This is a genomic window from Methylomonas sp. MgM2 (assembly GCF_054172045.1).
This window is the reverse complement of record NZ_JBSYXO010000052.1, coordinates 1-18,663: the sequence shown is the minus strand read 5'-3', so window position 1 is coordinate 18,663 and position 18,663 is coordinate 1. Positions and strand designations below refer to the sequence as shown.

Sequence of the window (18,663 nt, the reverse complement as noted above, 5' to 3'; positions counted from 1 at the left end):
TGGCCATAACCAAGGTGAATTCTATCTTTCATTCAGGCGGTATCAACAATCTTGACATAGTTTCGAACTACACATAGGGGTCGTTCTGCGACGTACAAACCGCTGTAATTAATCACGGCCAACGAATCAACGTGACGTTATGTACTTACTCGGTCTAAAGTTCTATGAACAAATAAATGCAGATTAATGTCCCTCGTCAGATTCCTCATCTTTCTTGCTGATGGCTTCCAGAGACAAAGAACCCAGCCTGCTATCGGATTTCGGGGCCGTAGCCGAACCCAATCCTTCGCTGAGATTAATCTTTAATTTCAGGTTGTTCGGCGAATCGGAATTGCGCAGGGCTTCTTCCAAGGAAATGACGCCGCTTTTATAAAGCTTCATCAAATGACTGTCGAAGGTTTGCATGCCGAGGTTTTCCGACTTTTCCATAACCTCTTTGATCGAATGCACATCGCCTTTCTGAATCAAGTCGCTAACCAGTTTGGTTCCAAGCAGGATTTCGATCGCCGCTACGCGTTTCCCGTCTACCGTAGGCACGAGGCGCTGCGAAACGAAGGCTTGTAAATTTAAAGACAAGTCCAATAACAATTGATTGCGGCGCTCTTCGGGAAAGAAATTGATGATTCTATCCAATGCCTGGTTGGCATTGTTGGCATGCAGCGTAGACAAACACAAATGGCCGGTCTCGGCGAAGGCCAGGGCATGCTCCATGGTTTCCTGACTGCGGATTTCGCCGATCAAAATCACGTCCGGCGCTTGGCGCAAGGTATTTTTCAGGGCGTCCTCATAGCACAGCGTATCGACTCCGACTTCCCGCTGATTGACCAGCGACTTTTTGTGCGGATGCACATATTCGATAGGGTCTTCGATGGTGATGATATGGCCCGACGAGTTGCTGTTACGATGATCGATCAAGGCCGCCAACGAAGTCGATTTGCCGGACCCTGTACCGCCGACAAACAGAATCAGGCCGCGCTTTTCCATGATTTTTTCTTTCAAGATCGCCGGCAGGCCCAAGGCATCGGCATTAGGAATATCGACCTTGATGTTGCGTATCACTAATGCATAACTATTGCGCTGCTTGAAAATATTGACCCGGAATCGGCCAATGCCGGATTCGGCGATGGCCAGGTTCATTTCCGGCACGTGCTCGAATTGCGCGCGCTGATCCTCATCCATGATGCTGTTGGCGATTTGTTTCAAACGCTCGTTGGTCAGCTTGACGTTCTCCAGCGGCTTCAGTTGGCCGTGAAACTTGGCCGCGGGCGGCGCATTGACCGTCAAATAAAGGTCGGATCCGTCATGTTCCACCAATATTTTCAAATAATCGTTTAATTCCATAAGTCCGCCGTCAGTATTTGTTTAAAGTCAAAACCAAGTTTAGAGTAAGAGTGCGATGAGTTGAAGTCGGTAAGCAAGGCTATGACGTATAATAAGGATTTGGATTAAGGTACAGTTTTTTCGCAGTCATGAGTCAACAACGAAAAGCGGTCGCGCTGATTTCAGGCGGCTTGGATTCCATGCTGGCCACTAAAGTCATCATGGAACAAGGCATACACGTCGAGGGCATTAATTTTTTTACCGGATTTTGTGTCGAAGGCCACACGCACGCCATTCGCAAGCAAGACGCCGATAAGCCTAAGCGCAACAATTCGCTGTGGGTCGCAGAGCAATTGGGTATTAAATTACATATCGTTGATATTATTGAAGAATACAAGCAAGTGCTGATCAATCCGAAACACGGTTACGGCGCCAATATGAATCCGTGTCTGGATTGCAAGATTTTCATGGTCAACAAAGCCAAGCAGTGGATGCAGGAAAACGGTTTCGATTTCATCATTACCGGCGAGGTCATCGGTCAACGTCCGATGTCGCAACGAAAGCAAACCATGCCCATCGTCGCCGAGGAATCCGGAGCGGATGATTTATTGGTCAGGCCGCTCTGCGCTCGGAATCTGCCTGCGACCTTGCCGGAACGGGCAGGCTGGATCAGCCGGGAAAAATTGTACGGTTTCAGCGGCCGTTCCCGGAAACCGCAAATGGCGCTGGCCAAGCAATTCGGATTCAGCGATTATGCTCAACCCGCCGGCGGTTGCTGCTTTTTAACCGACGAGGCTTACTCCAAAAAGCTGGTGGATTTATGGCAGGCTCGCGGCAGCAAGGATTACGAATTGGATGACGTGATGCTGTTGAAAGTCGGGCGGCATATTCGCCCCAAACCGAATTTTAAATTGGTGATCGCCCGCGAGGAAGGCGAAGCGCGCTTCATGAGCGGTTACAAGAAAGAGTTTATCAGTATGAACTGCGCCAGTCATCGAGGACCGTTGGTGTTGATCGACGGTAGCCCGAGCGAAGAAGATCTGCATTTGGCCGGTCAAATCACCGCGCGTTACGGTCAAGGTCGAGACGCTGAACGGGTCGATATTACAATTCGCGGCCGCGACGGAATAGAGCGCCGGATCCAAGTCCAACCATTGGCTGCCGATCAAATCGAGCAGGAGTGGTTTGTATGAGCCGGGAAGTTTTGAACGCGCGGCGATTGCTTTGCCCGCTACCGGTCATTCGAACTCAGGATAAAGTCAAGACCTTGCAATCGGGCGACGTTTTGACGGTGGAATGTACCGATCCGGGAGTTATGCAGGATATTCCCGCCTGGTGCCGCATCAACGGCCACAAAGTACTGGAAACGAAAGCCGAAAATGGCGAATATGTAATCGTTTTGGAAGTAGTTTAATTTATATGAACAGGTATAGAAATGGCAGTCGGAAACTGTGATTTTCCAGTGATGCGCCCGGTCAAAGGTATCAGACTCGGCACATGCAATGCAGGCATCAAACAACACGAACGCGATGATATTCTGATCATCGAAATGGCCGAAAGGGGTAGCTGCGCGGCGGTGTTCACGCAAAACGTCTTTTGCGCCGCTCCGGTTTTGATTGCTCGTGAACACTTGGCGTTAGATCCGCTTTGGCTGTTGATTAATTCCGGTAATGCGAATGCAGGGACCGGCAAGCAGGGATTTCAAGACGCGTTCGCCTGTTGCGCGGCGTTAGCGGCCGAAGTCGACGGCATCGCACAACAAGTCATGCCTTTTTCCACGGGAGTCATCGGCGAACCGTTACCGGTGGACAAGTTGACTGCGTCATTGCCGAAAGCGGTTGCTAATTTGGACGAGAGCAATTGGGATAAGGCCGCACGCGCCATCATGACGACCGACACCGTTGCCAAGGGCGCCTCCATGGTCATCGATATTGCCGGCCACGCCGTGACGATCACCGGCATATCCAAGGGTGCCGGCATGATACAGCCCAACATGGCCACCATGCTGGGTTTCATAGCGACCGATGCTGCGATCAAGCAAGATTTGTTGCAACAGTGTTTGTCGGCTGCCGTCGAAACATCGTTCAATCGCATCAGCGTGGACGGCGACACATCGACCAATGACGCTTGCGTGTTGATGGCCAGCGCTTGCAGCGGCGCGCCGGAAATCCTGGCCGATACGCCGGAATATGAGACATTTACTCATGCTGTGACCAAGGTTTGCAAACGCCTGGCGGAATTAATCATTCGCGATGGCGAAGGCGCCACTAAGCTGATACGTATCGTTGTCGAGCAGGCCGGGAGCCGCGCCGAGGCGCTACGGGTCGCCAAGACGATAGCGCACTCCCCCTTGGTTAAAACCGCCTTTTTTGCCAGCGATCCGAATTGGGGACGGATATTGGCGGCGGTCGGTCGCGCCGGCTTGGAGGACTTGGAATTGGATAAGATCGAAATTTATCTGGGCACCGTGTGCATCGTCGAAAACGGCGGGCGCTCATCCGGATATACCGAGCAAGACGGGCAGCGCGTCATGGACCAGGAGGAGATTACCGTCACTGTCCGCCTGGGCCGAGGCGAAACCCGCGAAGAAGTGCTGACTTGCGATTTTTCTTACGATTACGTGCGTATCAACGCCGAATATCGCACCTAAATGGTCATGGACACCGCATTGCATGTCGCCGTTGGCGTTGTACGCGATGAGCAGGGTAAAATTCTACTAACTCAGCGCGCCGACCACGTTCATCAAGGCGGCTTGTGGGAATTTCCCGGCGGAAAATTGGAAGCCGGCGAGACCGTGTTGCAGGCCTTGGAAAGGGAACTCCTCGAAGAAGTCGGCATAGAAGTGCGTAGCGCCCGGCCCTTGATCAAGGTCAGGCACCGCTATCCCGATATGCAAGTGCTGTTGGACGTCTGGTCGGTCAGCAAATTCGACGGCGTAGCGACAGCCCAGGAAAGCCAGGATTTGCGCTGGGTCGAACCCGAGCAGCTAGCGGCATTCACCTTCCCCGCCGCAAATCGGCCCATCATCGCCGCCGCACGCTTGCCCGATCGCTACGCGATTTTGGAAGGCCACAATACCGGGCAGGTCTTGGATAATTTGAGCAAAATCATCCGGCACGGGGTCAGCTTGCTGCAATTGCGTGTTAAATCCCTGCCGCCGAAGGAAATCCATGCGATATACCGCGTCGTTCAAACCGCTTGCGACCAACACGGCATCCGGCTGTTAATCAATTCCGATTTGCCTTTGTTCGATGTCAAAGCCGACGGCATTCATCTAAGCAGCCGCGCCTTGATGATCTCCGGCAGGCGGCCGGCAAAGCACGATTGGGTCGGGGCGTCTTGCCACAATTTGAAAGAACTAAGACACGCCGAAAACATCGGCGTGGATTTCGCCGTTTTAGCGCCGATACTTTCGACACCCACCCATCCGAATATCCAACCCTTAGGTTGGGAGGCGATGGCTAGCTTAGTCGAGCAAACGAATCTACCGGTATTCGGCTTAGGCGGCTTGAAACTGGACGATATCGGCCGCGTCGTAAACGCCGGCGGGCAAGGCATTGCCGGTATCAGCGCCTTTTTAGGGCCGAATTAATTTATCAGCGATCGCTATCCGAGTCGAAAACAGGCTGCGCGGACTCGCCCTGAATTTTGTAGGTTTCGGTTGCCCAGTCGCCTAAATCGATCAATTTGCAGCGATGGCTGCAAAACGGTTTGAAACGCTGTTCTACGATCCATGGTACGGGTTTCTTGCAGGTTGGACAGGCCACCGTTAATTCGGAATTATCCATCAAACAGCACAACGAGCCAATGTAAAGGGAATGTCGTCGTTTGTTTGCGATGGCCGATTTTCATCCTTGGAAGGTTCCATAAAACGAATGCTAAATCGGTGCTTGCCGCCGCTGATTTCAGCAAAACAATGCAGCGACGACGGCACACTCACTCTCAGCAACTGCACGGGATGGGCTTTATCTAGCGCTAATTGAAAGAAACCGGCCGGCGCAATCTCTTGTTTGGGAACGCTGCTCTGTCGAATGAAACCGAGTATTAGATTGATCGCTATCCGAATATCCTTGAAAGGTTGTGTCCAATTTTGCAAATCTCTTTGCTGCTCGGCCTGGTCTTGTTCCAACCAATAATGGAAGGCCGGTAAGTCGAAGGAACAACTGCCGCCCGGAATGCTGCTGCGCTGGGAGATGCTCTGAAACAAACCGCTCTCCATCACACTGGCGCCCACTTTTCCGCTTGAGTTATAGAGATTTCGGCTGGCTTTTCCTAGTTCGGACAAAACTTCTTGCAATTTCTTATTGTCGACATCCTGGCTGTTGCTGAGCTGACCCAGGACTTTAGCGTGCCGCTCGAGTTCTTTAATCAGTTCCGACTTCAGGTCGCCGCGGCTAAAAATAGTCAGAATGTCCAATAAGGTATTTATCGCTGCCCGTTTGTCGAACACCGAAGTACCAGCCACAAAATGGTCAAGCTGAACAAACAATTGTTCCAGGCGCATCAATACCCGAATCCGTTCGTTAAGCGGGAATTCGTAGGTCGTTTGTGTATTCAAACCGAAGTCGTCCTATCGGTAGCAAGTAAAAGATATAAATTGTGCAGGCTTTTAACTTGTTCTGCAAGGTTTGCCCGATGTTCCGAATTATCGATAACGTCGTCGGCGTTGGCTAGGCGTTGCTGTCTGCCGACTTGCGCAGCGATAATCGCCTGCGCCTGCGCTTGATCGATATCGTCTCTTTCGAGCACTCTTTGTAACTGTATTTCCAAAGGGCAGTCGACGACAAGCACCCGGTCTACGGTATATCTTTTTTGCGTTTCCAACAGCAATGGAATCACGATGATGCAATAAGGGCTTCGCAACTGCGCTGCTTGGGCTTGAATTTCGTCGTATATCAAAGGATGCATAATCTCATCCAGTTGTTGCTTGATTTTTGGATTTGAAAACGCTCTGAACCTAAGTTCTTTTCGGTTCAGGGAGCCATCCGCGTTGAGGATGGTGCTTCCGAATTTCATAGCGAGTTTTTCGAGCGCGTATCGGCCCGGTTCGACCAATTGTCGCGCAATTACGTCGGCATCGATGATAGGAACACCGATATCGGCAAATAATTGACTTACGGTGGATTTGCCGCAGCCGATTCCCCCGGTTAATCCTACTTTGAACACGGTTTAAAACCCGATACTATTCAGGTACATACGATTAATATCGTCACCCCAAATCATCGCCAACCATCCGGCGGCAGCCAAATACGGACCGAATGGAATCGGCCTGCCCGCATCGTGTTGTCGAAAGACGACCAGACTGACGCCGGCGACGGCCCCAACCAAAGACGACAGCAGAATGATCAAAGGCAGGTATTGCCAGCCCAGCCAGGCACCGAGCAACGCTAAAAGCTTAAAATCGCCGTAACCCATGCCTTCCTTGCCTGTCAGCAACTTAAACAGATGATAGATCGCCCACAAGCTTAAGTATCCGGCGCTTGCCCCGATAATGCTGGAGTGACTATCGGTATAGATCGAAAACAGGCTTAAGAATAGCCCTAACCATAACATCGGTAGCGTAATGTTATCAGGCAGCAGCTGGTGATCGATGTCTATAAAACTTAAGGCGATTAAGCTCCAGGTCATCAGCAAGGCAAACAGCGCGGGCATGCCGTAACCGAAATGCCAAGCGATCAACGCGGAGCATATGCCGGAAAGCCCTTCTACAATCGGATAGCGTAACGGGATGCGGGTAGCGCAATAAGCACATCTTCCGCGCAAAAATAGATAGCTCAATAAGGGTATGTTTTGATATGCCTTGATCTCGGTCTTGCAAACCGGGCAACGGGAACCCGGCCATAACAGATTGAAAGACTCTGCCGATTGCTCCGCCGGAAGCTGTAAATACTCCTGACAGTCTCTACGCCAACTGCTTTGCAGCATGACCGGCAACCGGTATATAAGCACGTTCAAGAAACTGCCCACCATCAGTCCTAGAACGAAAACCAGGCTAACTAGCAGTGTTGGAGATTGTTGCAAAGTCTGTAACATAAGTTACGAAAAATGTAAGCGTTATTAAAACGTTCTAAAAAATAGTTATTCGGCATCGCTCTCGCTGCAGTTGAGGGTAGGTTTATCCAACCGCCGCACCCAGCTTGAAGATTGGTAAATACATCGCGATGATCAAGCCCCCTACTAATACGCCTAATATCGACATGATGATGGGCTCCATCAGGCTGCTGAGATTGTCAACCAAGTTGTCGACTTCTTCCTCGAAAAAATCGGCAACTTTATCCAGCATGCTATCTATTGCACCGGACTCCTCGCCAATCGCCACCATCTGTACGACCATATTCGGAAACAACCCGGTTTGCAGCATTGAAAACTGCAATTGCTGGCCGGTTGCGACGTCGTCACGCATCCTCATGACGCCATCGTAAAAGATAATATTACCGCATGCGCCTGCGACAGACACCAAGGCTTCAACTAACGGAACGCCGGCGGCAGACATGGTTGATAAAGTTCGGGCAAAACGGGCAATCGCGGATTTTTCCAAAATCATGCCAACGACGGGAATTTTCAATAAAGTTCTATCAAGGAAATGATTGAACGGTCGGGAACGTTTTTTGAAATAACTAAAGGTAAAACCGGCTATACCTATTGCCCCCACTACCGCCCACCACCATTCCTGCACCCATTCCGACAGACCGATGACAAACTTGGTGAATGCCGGCAGATCGGCTCCAAAGCTTTGGAACAAGTCTTCGAATACCGGCACCACAAAAATCAATAAAATGGCTGTAACGATGAAGGCTACGACTAGCACTGCGATCGGATAGGTCAACGCTTTTTTGACTTTCTTCTTGATGGACTCGGTTTTTTCTTTATACGTTGCAATTTTGTCCAACAAACCTTCCAACACACCTGCTTGTTCGCCGGCATGTACCAGGTTACAGAACAAATCATCGAAATAAACCGGACGTTTTCCCAAAGCCTGGGCCAGGGTATCGCCCCCTTCGATGTCGGCTTTAATTGCCAATAACATTTCAGACATGCTGGGATTGTCGTGCCCCTTGCCGATAATGTCGAAAGACTGCACCAAGGGCACACCTGCTTCCAGCATGGTCGCTAATTGTCGGGCAAACACCGCAATATCGCCGCTAGTGATTTTTTGAACTTTGGCGCCAAACAACGGCTTGGGTTTTGGCTTAATTTTAACCACTCTAATACCCATTTTCCGCAGTTCACTGCGAGCAACAATCTCACTCTTGGCGGCGATCATGCCGCTTGATTTTTTGCTTTGCTTATCTAACCCTTCCCATAGAAAGTCTATTTGGTCTACTTGTTGTTTGGCCATAATTTATTCCTTGGTAACGCGGTCAATTTCTTCCAGGGACGTTATGCCCTGGCGAACTTTCAGTAAGCCGGAGGCACGTAGGTCGTTGACGCCCTCGGCTTTTGCCAATTCAGCCATCTCCATTGCGTTACCGCCCCGCAAAATCAAAGCGCGCATTTTTTCGCTGATCGGTAACACTTGGTAAATGCCCACCCGTCCTTTATAGCCGTTATTGCAATGCTCGCAACCGACCGGTTCGTAAATTGTGAACGTACCGATATCTTCACGTTTAAAACCGGCCGATAACCAGATGTTTTCCGGAAAATCGGATTCCTTCTTGCAATGCTCGCACAGGCGGCGCGCTAAACGCTGCGCCATAATCAAAATAACGGCGGAGACGATGTTGAAGGGCTCAATCCCCATTTGCACCAAACGGTTGATGGTCTGCGGAGCATCGTTAGTATGCAAGGTCGATAATACCAAGTGGCCGGTTTGTGCCGCTTTAACAGCAATACTCGCAGTCTCCAGATCCCGGATCTCGCCCACCATAATGACATCCGGGTCTTGTCGTAAGAAGGCCCGCAATGCCTCGGCGAAGGTTAATCCGGCTTTGGGATTGACATTCACCTGGTTAATACCTTCTACGGTAATTTCCACGGGGTCTTCGGCCGTTGAAATGTTACGTTCAATACTATTAAGAAGATTGAGACCGGTATAAAGCGACACCGTTTTACCGCTACCGGTCGGTCCGGTCACCAATACCATGCCGTAGGGCTTGTTAATGGCGCCCAAAAACAGTTGTTGCTGAATCGGCTCGAAACCGAGTTTTTCGATGCCGATCTGCGCGCTTGTGGGATCGAGTATGCGTAATACGACTTTCTCACCGAACAAGGTTGGACAGGTATTTACCCGAAAATCGATCGCTCGATTCTTGGATAGTTGCATTTTGATTCGGCCATCCTGAGGCACGCGCCGTTCGGCGATATCCATTCTCGACATGACCTTGAGTCTGGAAATAATGCGGTTAGCGATGCCGACCGGAGGGCTGGCAATCTCAGACAATATGCCATCGGCGCGGAAACGGATGCGGAATTTTTTCTCGAAAGGCTCCAGATGAATATCGGAAGCCCCTTTTTTGATTGAATCCAGCAAGATTTTGTTTACAAAACGTACGATAGGCGCATCGTCGATGTCCGAAGTGCTTTCCTGAACGGCTTGTTCTTCGCCGCTGGATATATCGATATTTTCCAGGTCTTCATCCAGAAGATTAACCATGGAGGTATCGGCAGCCTCCAAGGCTGAATCGATGGTCCTGCTTAATTTATCCGCTTCGACCAAAATATTTTCGGTGTTGAGGCGAGTATGGAATTTTATTTCATCCAGTGCCTGAAAATTGGTCGGATCGGCAGTCGCTAAAAAAAGCCGGTTACCCCGCTTAAATAATGGTAAGGCATGATGTTGACGAATGAGTTTTTCGCTAACCAACTTAATGGGAACAACGCTTAAATCGACTGCATCCAAATCGAGCAAAGGCACTCCGAACTCGGTCGATGCGACAGTCGCAATGGTACGACTGTCTAGATAATTATTGTTGACCAAGTAAGAAACGAAAGATTGTTTGTTTTTTTGGGCTTCTCGCAAAGCGGAGGAGGCGAGTTCCTCAGTGAGCAAAGCTTTTTGGATTAAGCATTTCGCCAAGCCGCTGAAATGAATGTTGGAGGGTGCTGTCGGCATGTGAAGTAATTTCTTTTAGTTGTGTTGCAACTATAGATGAATAAAGTATTTTGTCCATAGTTGCCGCTATGCGGATACAGCGGAAACGACGCTAACTGAGTAGTCGAGTAATCAAACGTTTGATTGACGCCGGTTCGAACGGTTTATCCAAAACCGCTGAGACGCCGGCCTTCTCAATGGCCGCCAAACGATTCTGATTTTGCTCGCTAGTCACCATCAGAATGGGTACGGTCGAAATTTGTCGGCCGTCGCCCCGGATCGCCTCAACCAATTGGATTCCATCCATTTCCGGCATATTGAAATCCGTTATCACTAGATCAAAGAAATGCCGTTGATATAGGTCTAAAGCCTGCCTGGCACTATCCGCACAACTGATATGTCCGATACCTATATTGGTTAAAACGCGCTTGATGAACTTTCGGGAAAATTCGCTATCGTCAACCAGCAGTACATGGACATCTTCAATATCAAAATGCGCAAGATTAGCCATTTGCGGACTTAAATAGTCGAGCGAAGCAACAAGAGCCGTTTCAAGCTCTTGTTGTTGGAATGGCTTAGGTAATATCGCGATGGCGCCGGCCTGCCGTATAGGTTCCAAATATTTAATATTGGATTCGCTGGAAATCAATATAAAAGCGATATCGTAAGAGTTAACATCATTCCGGACTTCACGTATCAGATCTATACCTGTCATGTCGGGCAAATACATGCTGCTTATGATCAAGTCAGGCTTTGCCCTTTCATAAAGCGCCAGCATTTCGGCGCCGCTATTAATACTAGAAACGGACCTTATCCCGCATTCCTGCAAATGTTGGGTGATGATAAGTTGCTGAGTATGGGAGGGTTCGACTAAGAAGACATCCAGATCGGCAAGTTTTTTCACATTCGTAAGTTATTGAGTTTTTATCCGATACAAGGTTAGACCAATCTGTGCCTGATTGGCAAAATGCTTGGCTATCGAAAATTCTTCTATCGTTAGCGTTCCGTTATTAACGGCGCGATCGCAATAAATCAGGCCGATGGGCTTATGCTCAACTTGAATCGAAAACGCGAAACACTCGTATCGCCCAAAATTGTTTTCGACTTGATTGGTATAGAGTGCGGCGTGTTGGCTAGGTTTAAACCAGCACCCATCGGATTGACTTAAAGCGTGAAACAGTAAGTTGTCGCTTAACTCACTGTTCAGAATACGGATTTTGTCAACGTTGCCGCTTTTTTGCCAACCCAGCGAAATCTTCTCATTCAGCGACTTTTTGTCGGAAGCCAGTAGCATGAACATGGTACGGTCCATTTCTAAGCCTCGGTGTATGCCTTCCAGAACCATCTCAAATAAAACGTTCAGGTCGATGTTGCCGCTGATATGGCTGGTAATGTCTTGCAGAATCTGGAACTGTATTTGTTTTTTATCAGGATGCTCCTCTTCAACCGGTTTTGGCGCCGAAAAGCCGCTTTGCGGACTGATATAGCGAGAAGCTTCATGCGCGCCGAATTGCTGAGCGAAATTGGCGGCCTTGCTGATATTTGCCTTTATTTTGGCCTTAAGAGATTCAATTGGCTGCTCGCTGAATTTGTTTAATTTTTTAAGGCATTCCTCCATTGCTTCCGAATCCCAGCCTTGGACTATCGCGTCGCAAACTAGCTCGCCCATGCGTACGGTCTGAATACGCTTATCTTGTGAATCAGGATACTTAATCGCTTCGTCGATTAAGCCGCCTAGGTGCCAGGACTTGCTTAGCTTTTTTCCTAAATCGGCCAGACTAAAACCCAACACATTCTTTTCGGCTTCCTGTCCGTTTAAGTTGCAGCGCCTAATCAGTTCGTGAATTTCAACGATTTTCCGGTTGCTTGAGCACCAAAACGCGATGTGTCCGATATTATGCAGCAGCGCAGCGACAAAAACTTCTTCGGGGGATTTATCGCCCATCGCAATTGCTAATTCGCGCGCTTGTACGGCCGAATGAATCGCCACTGCAATTTCCTTGTTCGCCCTGTCTTTATCGGCGGAAGACAAAATGGATTCGAAAAAGGAACACGCTAAAGTCAACTCCCTGATCATTTCCAGGCCGAGGATCACAATCGCGCGCGATACGGTACTGATTTTCTGCCTCGCCGGATTGTAATAAGGGCTATTGGCGATTTTTAACAACTTGGTTGTTAAATTAGGATCTTGCAGAATGATGGATGCCAATTCCAGGGCCCCCTTTTTCTTGTCGTCCAAAGAGGCGTAGAGTTTTTGTGCCGTATTGGAAAAAATGGGCAATTCCTCAACCCGCAGCAATTCGGTCCATTCTTCAATGGTCTCAGTGCGCTGCAAAGGTTGAGTAGGGCTCATTAAATTGCTTTGATTTTAGCGAACTGCTCGTTAAGGCTGTTCAATGACGACTGCAGGCCGGCCAGTTTTTCACGTTCCTTGGCTATCACGGCCGGCGGCGCTTTTTCGACGAAGGCCGCGTTGCTAAGTTTGCCTTCTATACGCGGCAACTCTTTTTCGATGCGCTGGATTTCCTTGTCCAGCCTCGCCAGTTCCGCTTCCTTATCGATCAGGCCGGCCATCGGGATCAAGATTTTCATATCGCCGACCAGCGCGATCGCCGATTCCGGCGCGCTATCGCCTTCGTCCAGCCAGGTGATGCTTTCCAGGCGGCCCAGTTTCAATAGGTAAACCTCGCTGCCGGCCAAGTTGGCGCGGTCGATTTCCGAACCGTTTTGCAGCAATACGTTCAACGGCTTGCCCGGCGCGATGTTCATTTCGCCCCGGATACGGCGGATGCCGAGAATGAAATCCATCGTCCATTGAATTTGGCTTTCAGCGTCGGAGTTTACAGCATCGTGATCACTTTCAGGATATGGCTGCAGCATGATGGTTGCGGCTGTCACGCCGGCCAAGGGGCCAACCCGCTGCCAGATTTCCTCGGTGATGAACGGCATGATCGGATGCGCCAGGCGCAACACGGTTTCCAACACTCGAACCAGCGTCTGCCGGGTGCCGCGCTGCAACAGCGCGTCGTCGCTTTGCAGCGAGATTTTCGCCAGCTCCAGATACCAGTCGCAGTATTCGTTCCAGGTGAATTCGTAAATCGCCTGCGCCGCCAAGTCGAAACGGTAGCTGTCGATCGCTTCGCTTGTCGTCTTGATGGTTCGGTTCAGACGCGACAATATCCACAGATCGGCCTGGCTATAACTGCATTCGGCGCAATCGACGCCGTTGTCCTGGCCCTCGGTGTTCATCAGCACGTAGCGGGCGGCGTTCCACAGCTTGTTGCAGAAGTTGCGGTAGCCTTCGGTGCGTTGCAAATCGAAGCGGATGTCGCGGCCGGTCGAGGCCAGCGAGGCAAAGGTAAAACGCAAGGCGTCGGTGCCGTAGGACGGAATGCCGTCCGGAAATTGCTTGCGGGTGGCCTGTTCGATTTTCTTGGCCAGATGCGGCTGCATCATGCCGGACACGCGTTTTTCGACCAAGGCTTCCAGCTCTATGCCGTCGATGATGTCGATGGGGTCGAGCACGTTGCCCTTGGATTTGGACATTTTCTGGCCTTCGGCGTCGCGCACCAGACCGTGGATGTAGACTTCCTTGAACGGCACGTCGCCCATGAATTTTAGGCCCATCATGATCATCCTGGCCACCCAGAAGAAGATGATGTCGAAACCGGTTACCAATACGCTGGTCGGATAATGCGCGGCCAACTCCGGAGTCTTATCCGGCCAACCCAGGGTCGAGAACGGCCACAACGCGGACGAAAACCAGGTATCGAGCACGTCTTCGTCCTGATACAAGGGATAGTCGGCGGCCAGGCCGTGTTGCTCGCGCACTTCCTGTTCGGAATGAGCGACGTAGGTATTGCCTTTGTCGTCGTACCAGGCCGGGATGCGGTGGCCCCACCAGATTTGCCGCGAGATGCACCAATCCTGGATATTGCGCATCCATTCGAAATAAGTGTTTTTCCAGTTGTCCGGCACGAACTTGATCGCGCCGGTCTCGACTGCTTCGATGGCCGGTTTGGCCAACGGCGCGATTTTGACGTACCACTGATTGGTCAAGAACGGCTCGATCACCGCGCCGGTGCGGTCGCCGCGCGGCACCATCAATTTATGGTCGGCGATTTTTTCCAGCAAGCCTTGGGCGTCGAGGTCGGCCACGATTTTTTTCCGCGCCTCGAAGCGGTCCAGGCCGACATAGGCTGCCGGGATGATGTCGAAACCGTCGTCGTTGCCGCGTACAGCGGCGTCCGCCGTGAAGATATTGATCAAGCCGCCGTGCGGCAAATCGGCGATCGCAGACATCTGCTTGTGGCGCATCCAGACCTCGTAATCGTTGAAATCGTGGGCCGGCGTGATCTTCACGCAGCCGGTGCCGAATTCGGGATCGACGTATTCGTCGGCGATGATCGGAATCAAGCGGCCGGTCAACGGCAGTTCCACCAGTTCGCCGATCAAATGCTTGTAACGCTCGTCGTCCGGGTGCACCGCCACCGCCGCGTCGCCCAGCATGGTTTCCGGTCGGGTCGTCGCGACGATCAAATGCCCGGTACCGTTGGACAGCGGATAGCGCATGTGCCACATCGAGCCGGCTTCTTCTTCCGACAACACCTCCAGATCGGACACGGCGGTGTGCAACACCGGGTCCCAGTTCACCAGGCGCTTGCCGCGATAGATCAGGCCTTCTTCGTACAGTTTGATGAACACTTCCTGCACCGCCGCCGACATGCCTTCGTCCATCGTGAAGCGTTCCTTGTCCCAATCCAGCGACGAGCCCATGCGCCGCAACTGGCGGGTAATGGTGCCGCCGGACTGTTCCTTCCATTCCCAGACCTTTTCGATGAAGGCGTCGCGGCCGTAGTCGTGGCGGGTCTTGCCGTCGGCGTTGATCAAGCGCTCGACTACCATTTGCGTGGCGATGCCGGCATGGTCGGTGCCCGGCTGCCACAGCGCGTTGCAGCCCTTCATGCGGTGGTAGCGGGTCAGGGCATCCATGATGGTGTCCTGAAACGCATGCCCCATGTGCAAGCTGCCGGTGACGTTGGGCGGCGGAATCATGATGCAATAGGATTCAGCATCACGATCGGCGGCGAAATAACCGCTCTGTTCCCAAAGTTGATACCAGCGTTGTTCGATAGCGTGCGGGGAATAGGTCTTGTCCATGTCGTCGTCGGATCGGCTTACGTTTAAACAAAAGGCTATTTTAACCGCAAATCGCTAAGGGGGTAGGGTTTAAGGGGAGGCGGAAAGTTGTTGTTAGGATAGAAAGAAACCGTATATCATCCAGTCTAGCGGGATATACAGAAACCAGATAATTACTTGATGGCTCCGCTCCGCGGAGCCATCGGGTCAGATAAGGAGCGCGAGCGTGACCAAACGAAATACACGATCAAACGTAACGCCATCAATCAGATCAAGCAGTCGCTTAGGCGCTCCTTATCTGACCCGTTATGCGCGGACAAGAAACGGGTATATTTCTAAGGACGAAAATGGACGTGAATCCCAAATCAGTTTGAATCGCCCGATCGAATACGAGATGGCTTTTCTCGCTTACAACGAAAACTTTTTTCCGGAGTTTATAAATGGCGACTACTCGTAAGCGAAATCCACGGAGCAAGAAAACCGACCAAAGTCGACTTACATTAATACTATCATTTGTCTTCGGCGTGACGTTCGTCAGCATTTTGCTAGTACTTGCCGTCTACATACCCAGACCAACGCAAACGCAATTCGAGATATTTCGTATCGTCATAGCTATAGCTGTAGCTGGTATCGCCGCGGTGGTCCCGGGATTTCTTCAGCTAGATTTAACGCGTAACAAAGAGTTAGCGGTCCGTGCTGGCGGCGCTTTGGCCGTTTTTGTAATCGTTTATTTCTATAGTCCGGCGCATTGGGTTGCGACACCCGAGAAGCCAAACGTCAGAGTTGGAATAGACAAAACAGAACACGTATACTTCATTCGAACCACTAGTGGTGACGATACACTCCCAAAGGAAACACCTTCACATTCGTTCACACACGAAGGAGGGCTTTCTCTCGCGTATGAATTTCATGATTTTCGAGTACCGACTCTGAAGCCCCCAAAGACCCGTAAGTCCATCGTAATTATACCGGAGGGCGAAGTTGCGGTAAATTTTGTGGTAACTAACTTTGGACAGACAACAAGCGTTGTCGATAGCATCACTATTGAGCTGATCAGCACAGGTGACTTGCCTCCATCTAATGCCGGAGAGTTCCTTCCTGCACTCGAACCATACCAAGACATTGCACTGCTGAAACGAGAGCAAACCAGTTATCCACTGTTCTATGGAAAAGTATTTACATATCCAGCCGGGCAAAGCGACGTCTATCGCATAGACATTCGGGTTGCCGACTCAGAACCACCCGGACTTTACAAAGTCACATTGGCTGTGAAGCATCATTACAACACAGAACAATTCGTGTCCTATTCCGAACCGGTTTTTATAGCAAAATATCTCGGTGGCCGGAGTAACAGGAACGTCTACGCTAAATTTGGTGACTCGACACCACCTCGTTTTACGAGGCCTGCTGCTTTGCGTGTCCTAGATGGAATCGATTCAATTCACAAAAAGAACCATTATTACAATGGGAATTTAGCAGCATCTCTAACGATTTTTGCTGATAATGATAAACAAGAAGCAAAGCTTAAGGAATTAGGAACATCTCCAGAAGAGGCTTTCAAGTACGTTACGAAAAACCTGCATGAAGCCATCCTTGGCAACTCACAGCGTGTCCCCGTGCAGTCCTATGGCTTCGTGCTTAACGGAATTCCAGTACCCGGTGGCGTTCTATCTGAAGAGTGCTGGCGAGCATACTCAGGTGGCGGGAATAAAGATTTCTTTTCAATAAAACCAATGTGTAAGGATGGGCTAGAAGTGTATGAGCGGCGTTCGTCCCATTTATACAATCAAATTGTAAAGGCCCTTGTTAATATTTGTCATAGCCAGAACAATATTTTAATGGAGAAACTTGGAAACGTTCTCGTCGAGGCTTCCAAAAAGGAAACGTATGATGTCGCCGCTTTGATAGATGTAGTCCCTTTGCTCGCCTTAGCGAATACAGATAATTCTCTTATGCGCGTTAAAGAACTTCTATCACATCCGAATGTACTTGTGCGCCGATCGGCTGTTGAAGTGTTCTCAGATTACCGGTTCGAGCCGGCTAGCAAAGACCTTCTGTCGATGATCAATACAGAAGGAGACATTGTTCTGAAGAGAGCTATCCAGGCCTTAGAAATGAGTGCCGATCGGGAGGCATTCGAAGCGCTGTTGGCTAGTGCAAACGTTACAGGTGTTGCCGAGAATACTGTTCATCGGAACGCAGCGCTTTTAAAAGAAATTGATCCAGGCAGAGCTACTGATATAGCTAGGCAATTGCCAAGCTCCTCCCCTTTACGTTTGGCTCTGGAATCTTTTTTTGACGACTAAACCTTAAAATAAGGCGAGCGCATAACAAAGCAAATTAACACGGATCACAAATTCCGCTGCGCTTCATTTGCCCGGTTATTTGCGACGTTAGCCATATGGGACCGACGACTTACGCATTTTGCCAAAAATCATTCCTTGGCCCTGCTATGTGGATTGCGGGCCTTTGTGCATTTCCTCCACTCTTTTCGGGGGAGCATTGTAATGGTCAACAAAAACCGGACACCTACTCAGGCAGTGTTACTATAAAATTCCCGCTCGAATTCGATGGGAGATTGATAATCCAATATTGAGTGAGATCGGCGGCCGTTGTAAAAAGCCAAATAATCAATCACGCTCAGTTTCGCGGCTCCTTGAGTTTTGAATTTTTCGTAGTTGAGCTGCTCATGCTTCAAGCTGCGAAAAAAACGTTCGGTCGGCGAGTTATCCCAGCAATTACCTTTTCGGCTCATGCTCTGCTCCATCTTCATTACAGCCAAATGTTGACGATATTCTCGGCTCGCATATTGGCTGCCCCGGTCGGAATGATGCAATAAACCGGGTGGCGGTTTACGTCGCCAGAAGGCCATTTGCAAGGCGTTGACACAAAGCGACGTACGCATGTGATCATCCATTGCCCAGCCAACGACTTGGCGAGAAAAGAGATCAATGACCACGGCCACATAAAGCCAACCCTGTAGTGTCCAGACATAAGTGATATCCGTTGTCCACACCTGGTTCGGCTTAGACACTTGAAACTGCCGATCCAATCGATTGGGCGAAATGGCTTCATTGTGATTGCTGTCGGTCGTGACTTTAAACCGCTTGGGATAGCGTACCTGCAATTTCAGCTCTCGCATGAGTCGCCGCGTTTTAAAACGGCCAACAGTA

At 50.3% G+C, this 18,663-nt stretch carries 16 protein-coding genes; 5 read left to right on the top strand and 11 right to left on the bottom strand.

The window, feature by feature from the left end:
- Positions 1-183 precede the first annotated feature (183 nt).
- A complete protein-coding gene (locus ACW73I_RS21620; RefSeq protein ID WP_458031578.1) occupies positions 184-1,341 on the bottom strand; it encodes a PilT/PilU family type 4a pilus ATPase in 1,158 nt (385 codons plus the stop codon).
- A gap of 128 nt (positions 1,342-1,469) precedes the next feature.
- Here ACW73I_RS21620 and ACW73I_RS21615 point away from each other — a divergent pair, with 128 nt between their 5' ends.
- Genes ACW73I_RS21615 through ACW73I_RS21600 form a run of 4 tightly spaced genes read left to right on the top strand, consistent with a single transcriptional unit; the run spans position 1,470 to position 4,912 of the window.
- Positions 1,470-2,513, top strand: coding sequence for a tRNA (5-methylaminomethyl-2-thiouridylate)-methyltransferase (locus tag ACW73I_RS21615; RefSeq protein WP_458031577.1), 1,044 nt, complete (start codon positions 1,470-1,472; stop codon positions 2,511-2,513).
- Positions 2,510-2,734, top strand: a complete 225-nt coding sequence (locus ACW73I_RS21610) for a sulfurtransferase TusA family protein (protein ID WP_458031576.1) — start codon at positions 2,510-2,512, stop codon at positions 2,732-2,734. Before ACW73I_RS21615 ends, ACW73I_RS21610 begins: the two co-directional genes overlap by 4 nt.
- A gap of 21 nt (positions 2,735-2,755) precedes the next feature.
- Complete coding sequence (gene argJ / locus ACW73I_RS21605) at positions 2,756-3,970, top strand: bifunctional glutamate N-acetyltransferase/amino-acid acetyltransferase ArgJ (protein WP_458031575.1); 1,215 nt, start codon at positions 2,756-2,758, stop codon at positions 3,968-3,970.
- Positions 3,971-3,976: 6 nt separating this feature from the next.
- Positions 3,977-4,912: a Nudix family hydrolase gene (locus tag ACW73I_RS21600; RefSeq protein ID WP_458031574.1), complete on the top strand. Its 936-nt coding sequence runs from the start codon at positions 3,977-3,979 to the stop codon at positions 4,910-4,912.
- 4 nt (positions 4,913-4,916) lie between these two features.
- On the opposite strand, the gene ACW73I_RS21595 is transcribed toward ACW73I_RS21600, so the two are convergent.
- From ACW73I_RS21595 to ACW73I_RS21555, 9 genes are all read right to left on the bottom strand, one after another.
- The gene (locus ACW73I_RS21595) at positions 4,917-5,108 is read right to left on the bottom strand and encodes a DNA gyrase inhibitor YacG (RefSeq protein WP_458031573.1); all 192 of its coding nucleotides are present in this window, start codon (positions 5,106-5,108) and stop codon (positions 4,917-4,919) included.
- Positions 5,108-5,878 (bottom strand): cell division protein ZapD, encoded by a 771-nt coding sequence (gene zapD, locus ACW73I_RS21590; RefSeq protein WP_458031572.1) that lies wholly within the window; start codon positions 5,876-5,878, stop codon positions 5,108-5,110. The genes ACW73I_RS21595 and zapD overlap by 1 nt, the downstream gene beginning before the upstream one ends.
- Positions 5,875-6,486, bottom strand: coding sequence for a dephospho-CoA kinase (coaE, locus tag ACW73I_RS21585; protein ID WP_458031571.1), 612 nt, complete (start codon positions 6,484-6,486; stop codon positions 5,875-5,877). The genes zapD and coaE overlap by 4 nt, the downstream gene beginning before the upstream one ends.
- Positions 6,487-6,489: 3 nt before the next feature.
- Positions 6,490-7,353 carry a prepilin peptidase gene (locus ACW73I_RS21580; RefSeq protein WP_458031570.1) on the bottom strand — a complete coding sequence of 288 codons (864 nt, stop codon included), beginning with the start codon at positions 7,351-7,353 and terminating at the stop codon, positions 6,490-6,492.
- A gap of 82 nt (positions 7,354-7,435) precedes the next feature.
- The gene (locus ACW73I_RS21575; protein WP_458031569.1) at positions 7,436-8,659 is read right to left on the bottom strand and encodes a type II secretion system F family protein; all 1,224 of its coding nucleotides are present in this window, start codon (positions 8,657-8,659) and stop codon (positions 7,436-7,438) included.
- 3 nt (positions 8,660-8,662) lie between these two features.
- Positions 8,663-10,372, bottom strand: a complete 1,710-nt coding sequence (gene pilB, locus ACW73I_RS21570) for a type IV-A pilus assembly ATPase PilB (protein ID WP_458031568.1) — start codon at positions 10,370-10,372, stop codon at positions 8,663-8,665.
- Positions 10,373-10,463: 91 nt separating this feature from the next.
- The gene (locus tag ACW73I_RS21565; RefSeq protein ID WP_458031567.1) at positions 10,464-11,255 is read right to left on the bottom strand and encodes a response regulator; all 792 of its coding nucleotides are present in this window, start codon (positions 11,253-11,255) and stop codon (positions 10,464-10,466) included.
- 9 nt (positions 11,256-11,264) lie between these two features.
- The gene (locus ACW73I_RS21560; protein WP_458031566.1) at positions 11,265-12,704 is read right to left on the bottom strand and encodes an HDOD domain-containing protein; all 1,440 of its coding nucleotides are present in this window, start codon (positions 12,702-12,704) and stop codon (positions 11,265-11,267) included.
- Positions 12,704-15,511, bottom strand: a complete 2,808-nt coding sequence (locus ACW73I_RS21555) for a valine--tRNA ligase (RefSeq protein ID WP_458031565.1) — start codon at positions 15,509-15,511, stop codon at positions 12,704-12,706. The genes ACW73I_RS21560 and ACW73I_RS21555 overlap by 1 nt, the downstream gene beginning before the upstream one ends.
- A gap of 419 nt (positions 15,512-15,930) precedes the next feature.
- Here ACW73I_RS21555 and ACW73I_RS21550 point away from each other — a divergent pair, with 419 nt between their 5' ends.
- The gene (locus tag ACW73I_RS21550) at positions 15,931-17,796 is read left to right on the top strand and encodes a hypothetical protein (RefSeq protein ID WP_458031564.1); all 1,866 of its coding nucleotides are present in this window, start codon (positions 15,931-15,933) and stop codon (positions 17,794-17,796) included.
- A 227-nt stretch (positions 17,797-18,023) separates the two neighbouring features.
- Here the strand turns inward: ACW73I_RS21550 and ACW73I_RS21545 are convergent.
- On the bottom strand, positions 18,024-18,663 hold a 640-nt coding region (locus ACW73I_RS21545; RefSeq protein WP_458031563.1), incomplete at its 5' end, for an IS3 family transposase.

Coding starts and splice junctions, on each gene's coding strand:
- ACW73I_RS21620 (WP_458031578.1), bottom strand. CDS start 1,341: ATGGAATTAAACGATTATTTGAAAATATTGGTGGAACATGACGGATCC.
- ACW73I_RS21615 (WP_458031577.1), top strand. CDS start 1,470: ATGAGTCAACAACGAAAAGCGGTCGCGCTGATTTCAGGCGGCTTGGAT.
- ACW73I_RS21610 (WP_458031576.1), top strand. CDS start 2,510: ATGAGCCGGGAAGTTTTGAACGCGCGGCGATTGCTTTGCCCGCTACCG.
- argJ (WP_458031575.1), top strand. CDS start 2,756: ATGGCAGTCGGAAACTGTGATTTTCCAGTGATGCGCCCGGTCAAAGGT.
- ACW73I_RS21600 (WP_458031574.1), top strand. CDS start 3,977: ATGGACACCGCATTGCATGTCGCCGTTGGCGTTGTACGCGATGAGCAG.
- ACW73I_RS21595 (WP_458031573.1), bottom strand. CDS start 5,108: ATGGATAATTCCGAATTAACGGTGGCCTGTCCAACCTGCAAGAAACCC.
- ACW73I_RS21580 (WP_458031570.1), bottom strand. CDS start 7,353: ATGTTACAGACTTTGCAACAATCTCCAACACTGCTAGTTAGCCTGGTT.
- ACW73I_RS21575 (WP_458031569.1), bottom strand. CDS start 8,659: ATGGCCAAACAACAAGTAGACCAAATAGACTTTCTATGGGAAGGGTTA.
- pilB (WP_458031568.1), bottom strand. CDS start 10,372: ATGCCGACAGCACCCTCCAACATTCATTTCAGCGGCTTGGCGAAATGC.
- ACW73I_RS21560 (WP_458031566.1), bottom strand. CDS start 12,704: ATGAGCCCTACTCAACCTTTGCAGCGCACTGAGACCATTGAAGAATGG.
- ACW73I_RS21555 (WP_458031565.1), bottom strand. CDS start 15,511: ATGGACAAGACCTATTCCCCGCACGCTATCGAACAACGCTGGTATCAA.
- ACW73I_RS21550 (WP_458031564.1), top strand. CDS start 15,931: ATGGCGACTACTCGTAAGCGAAATCCACGGAGCAAGAAAACCGACCAA.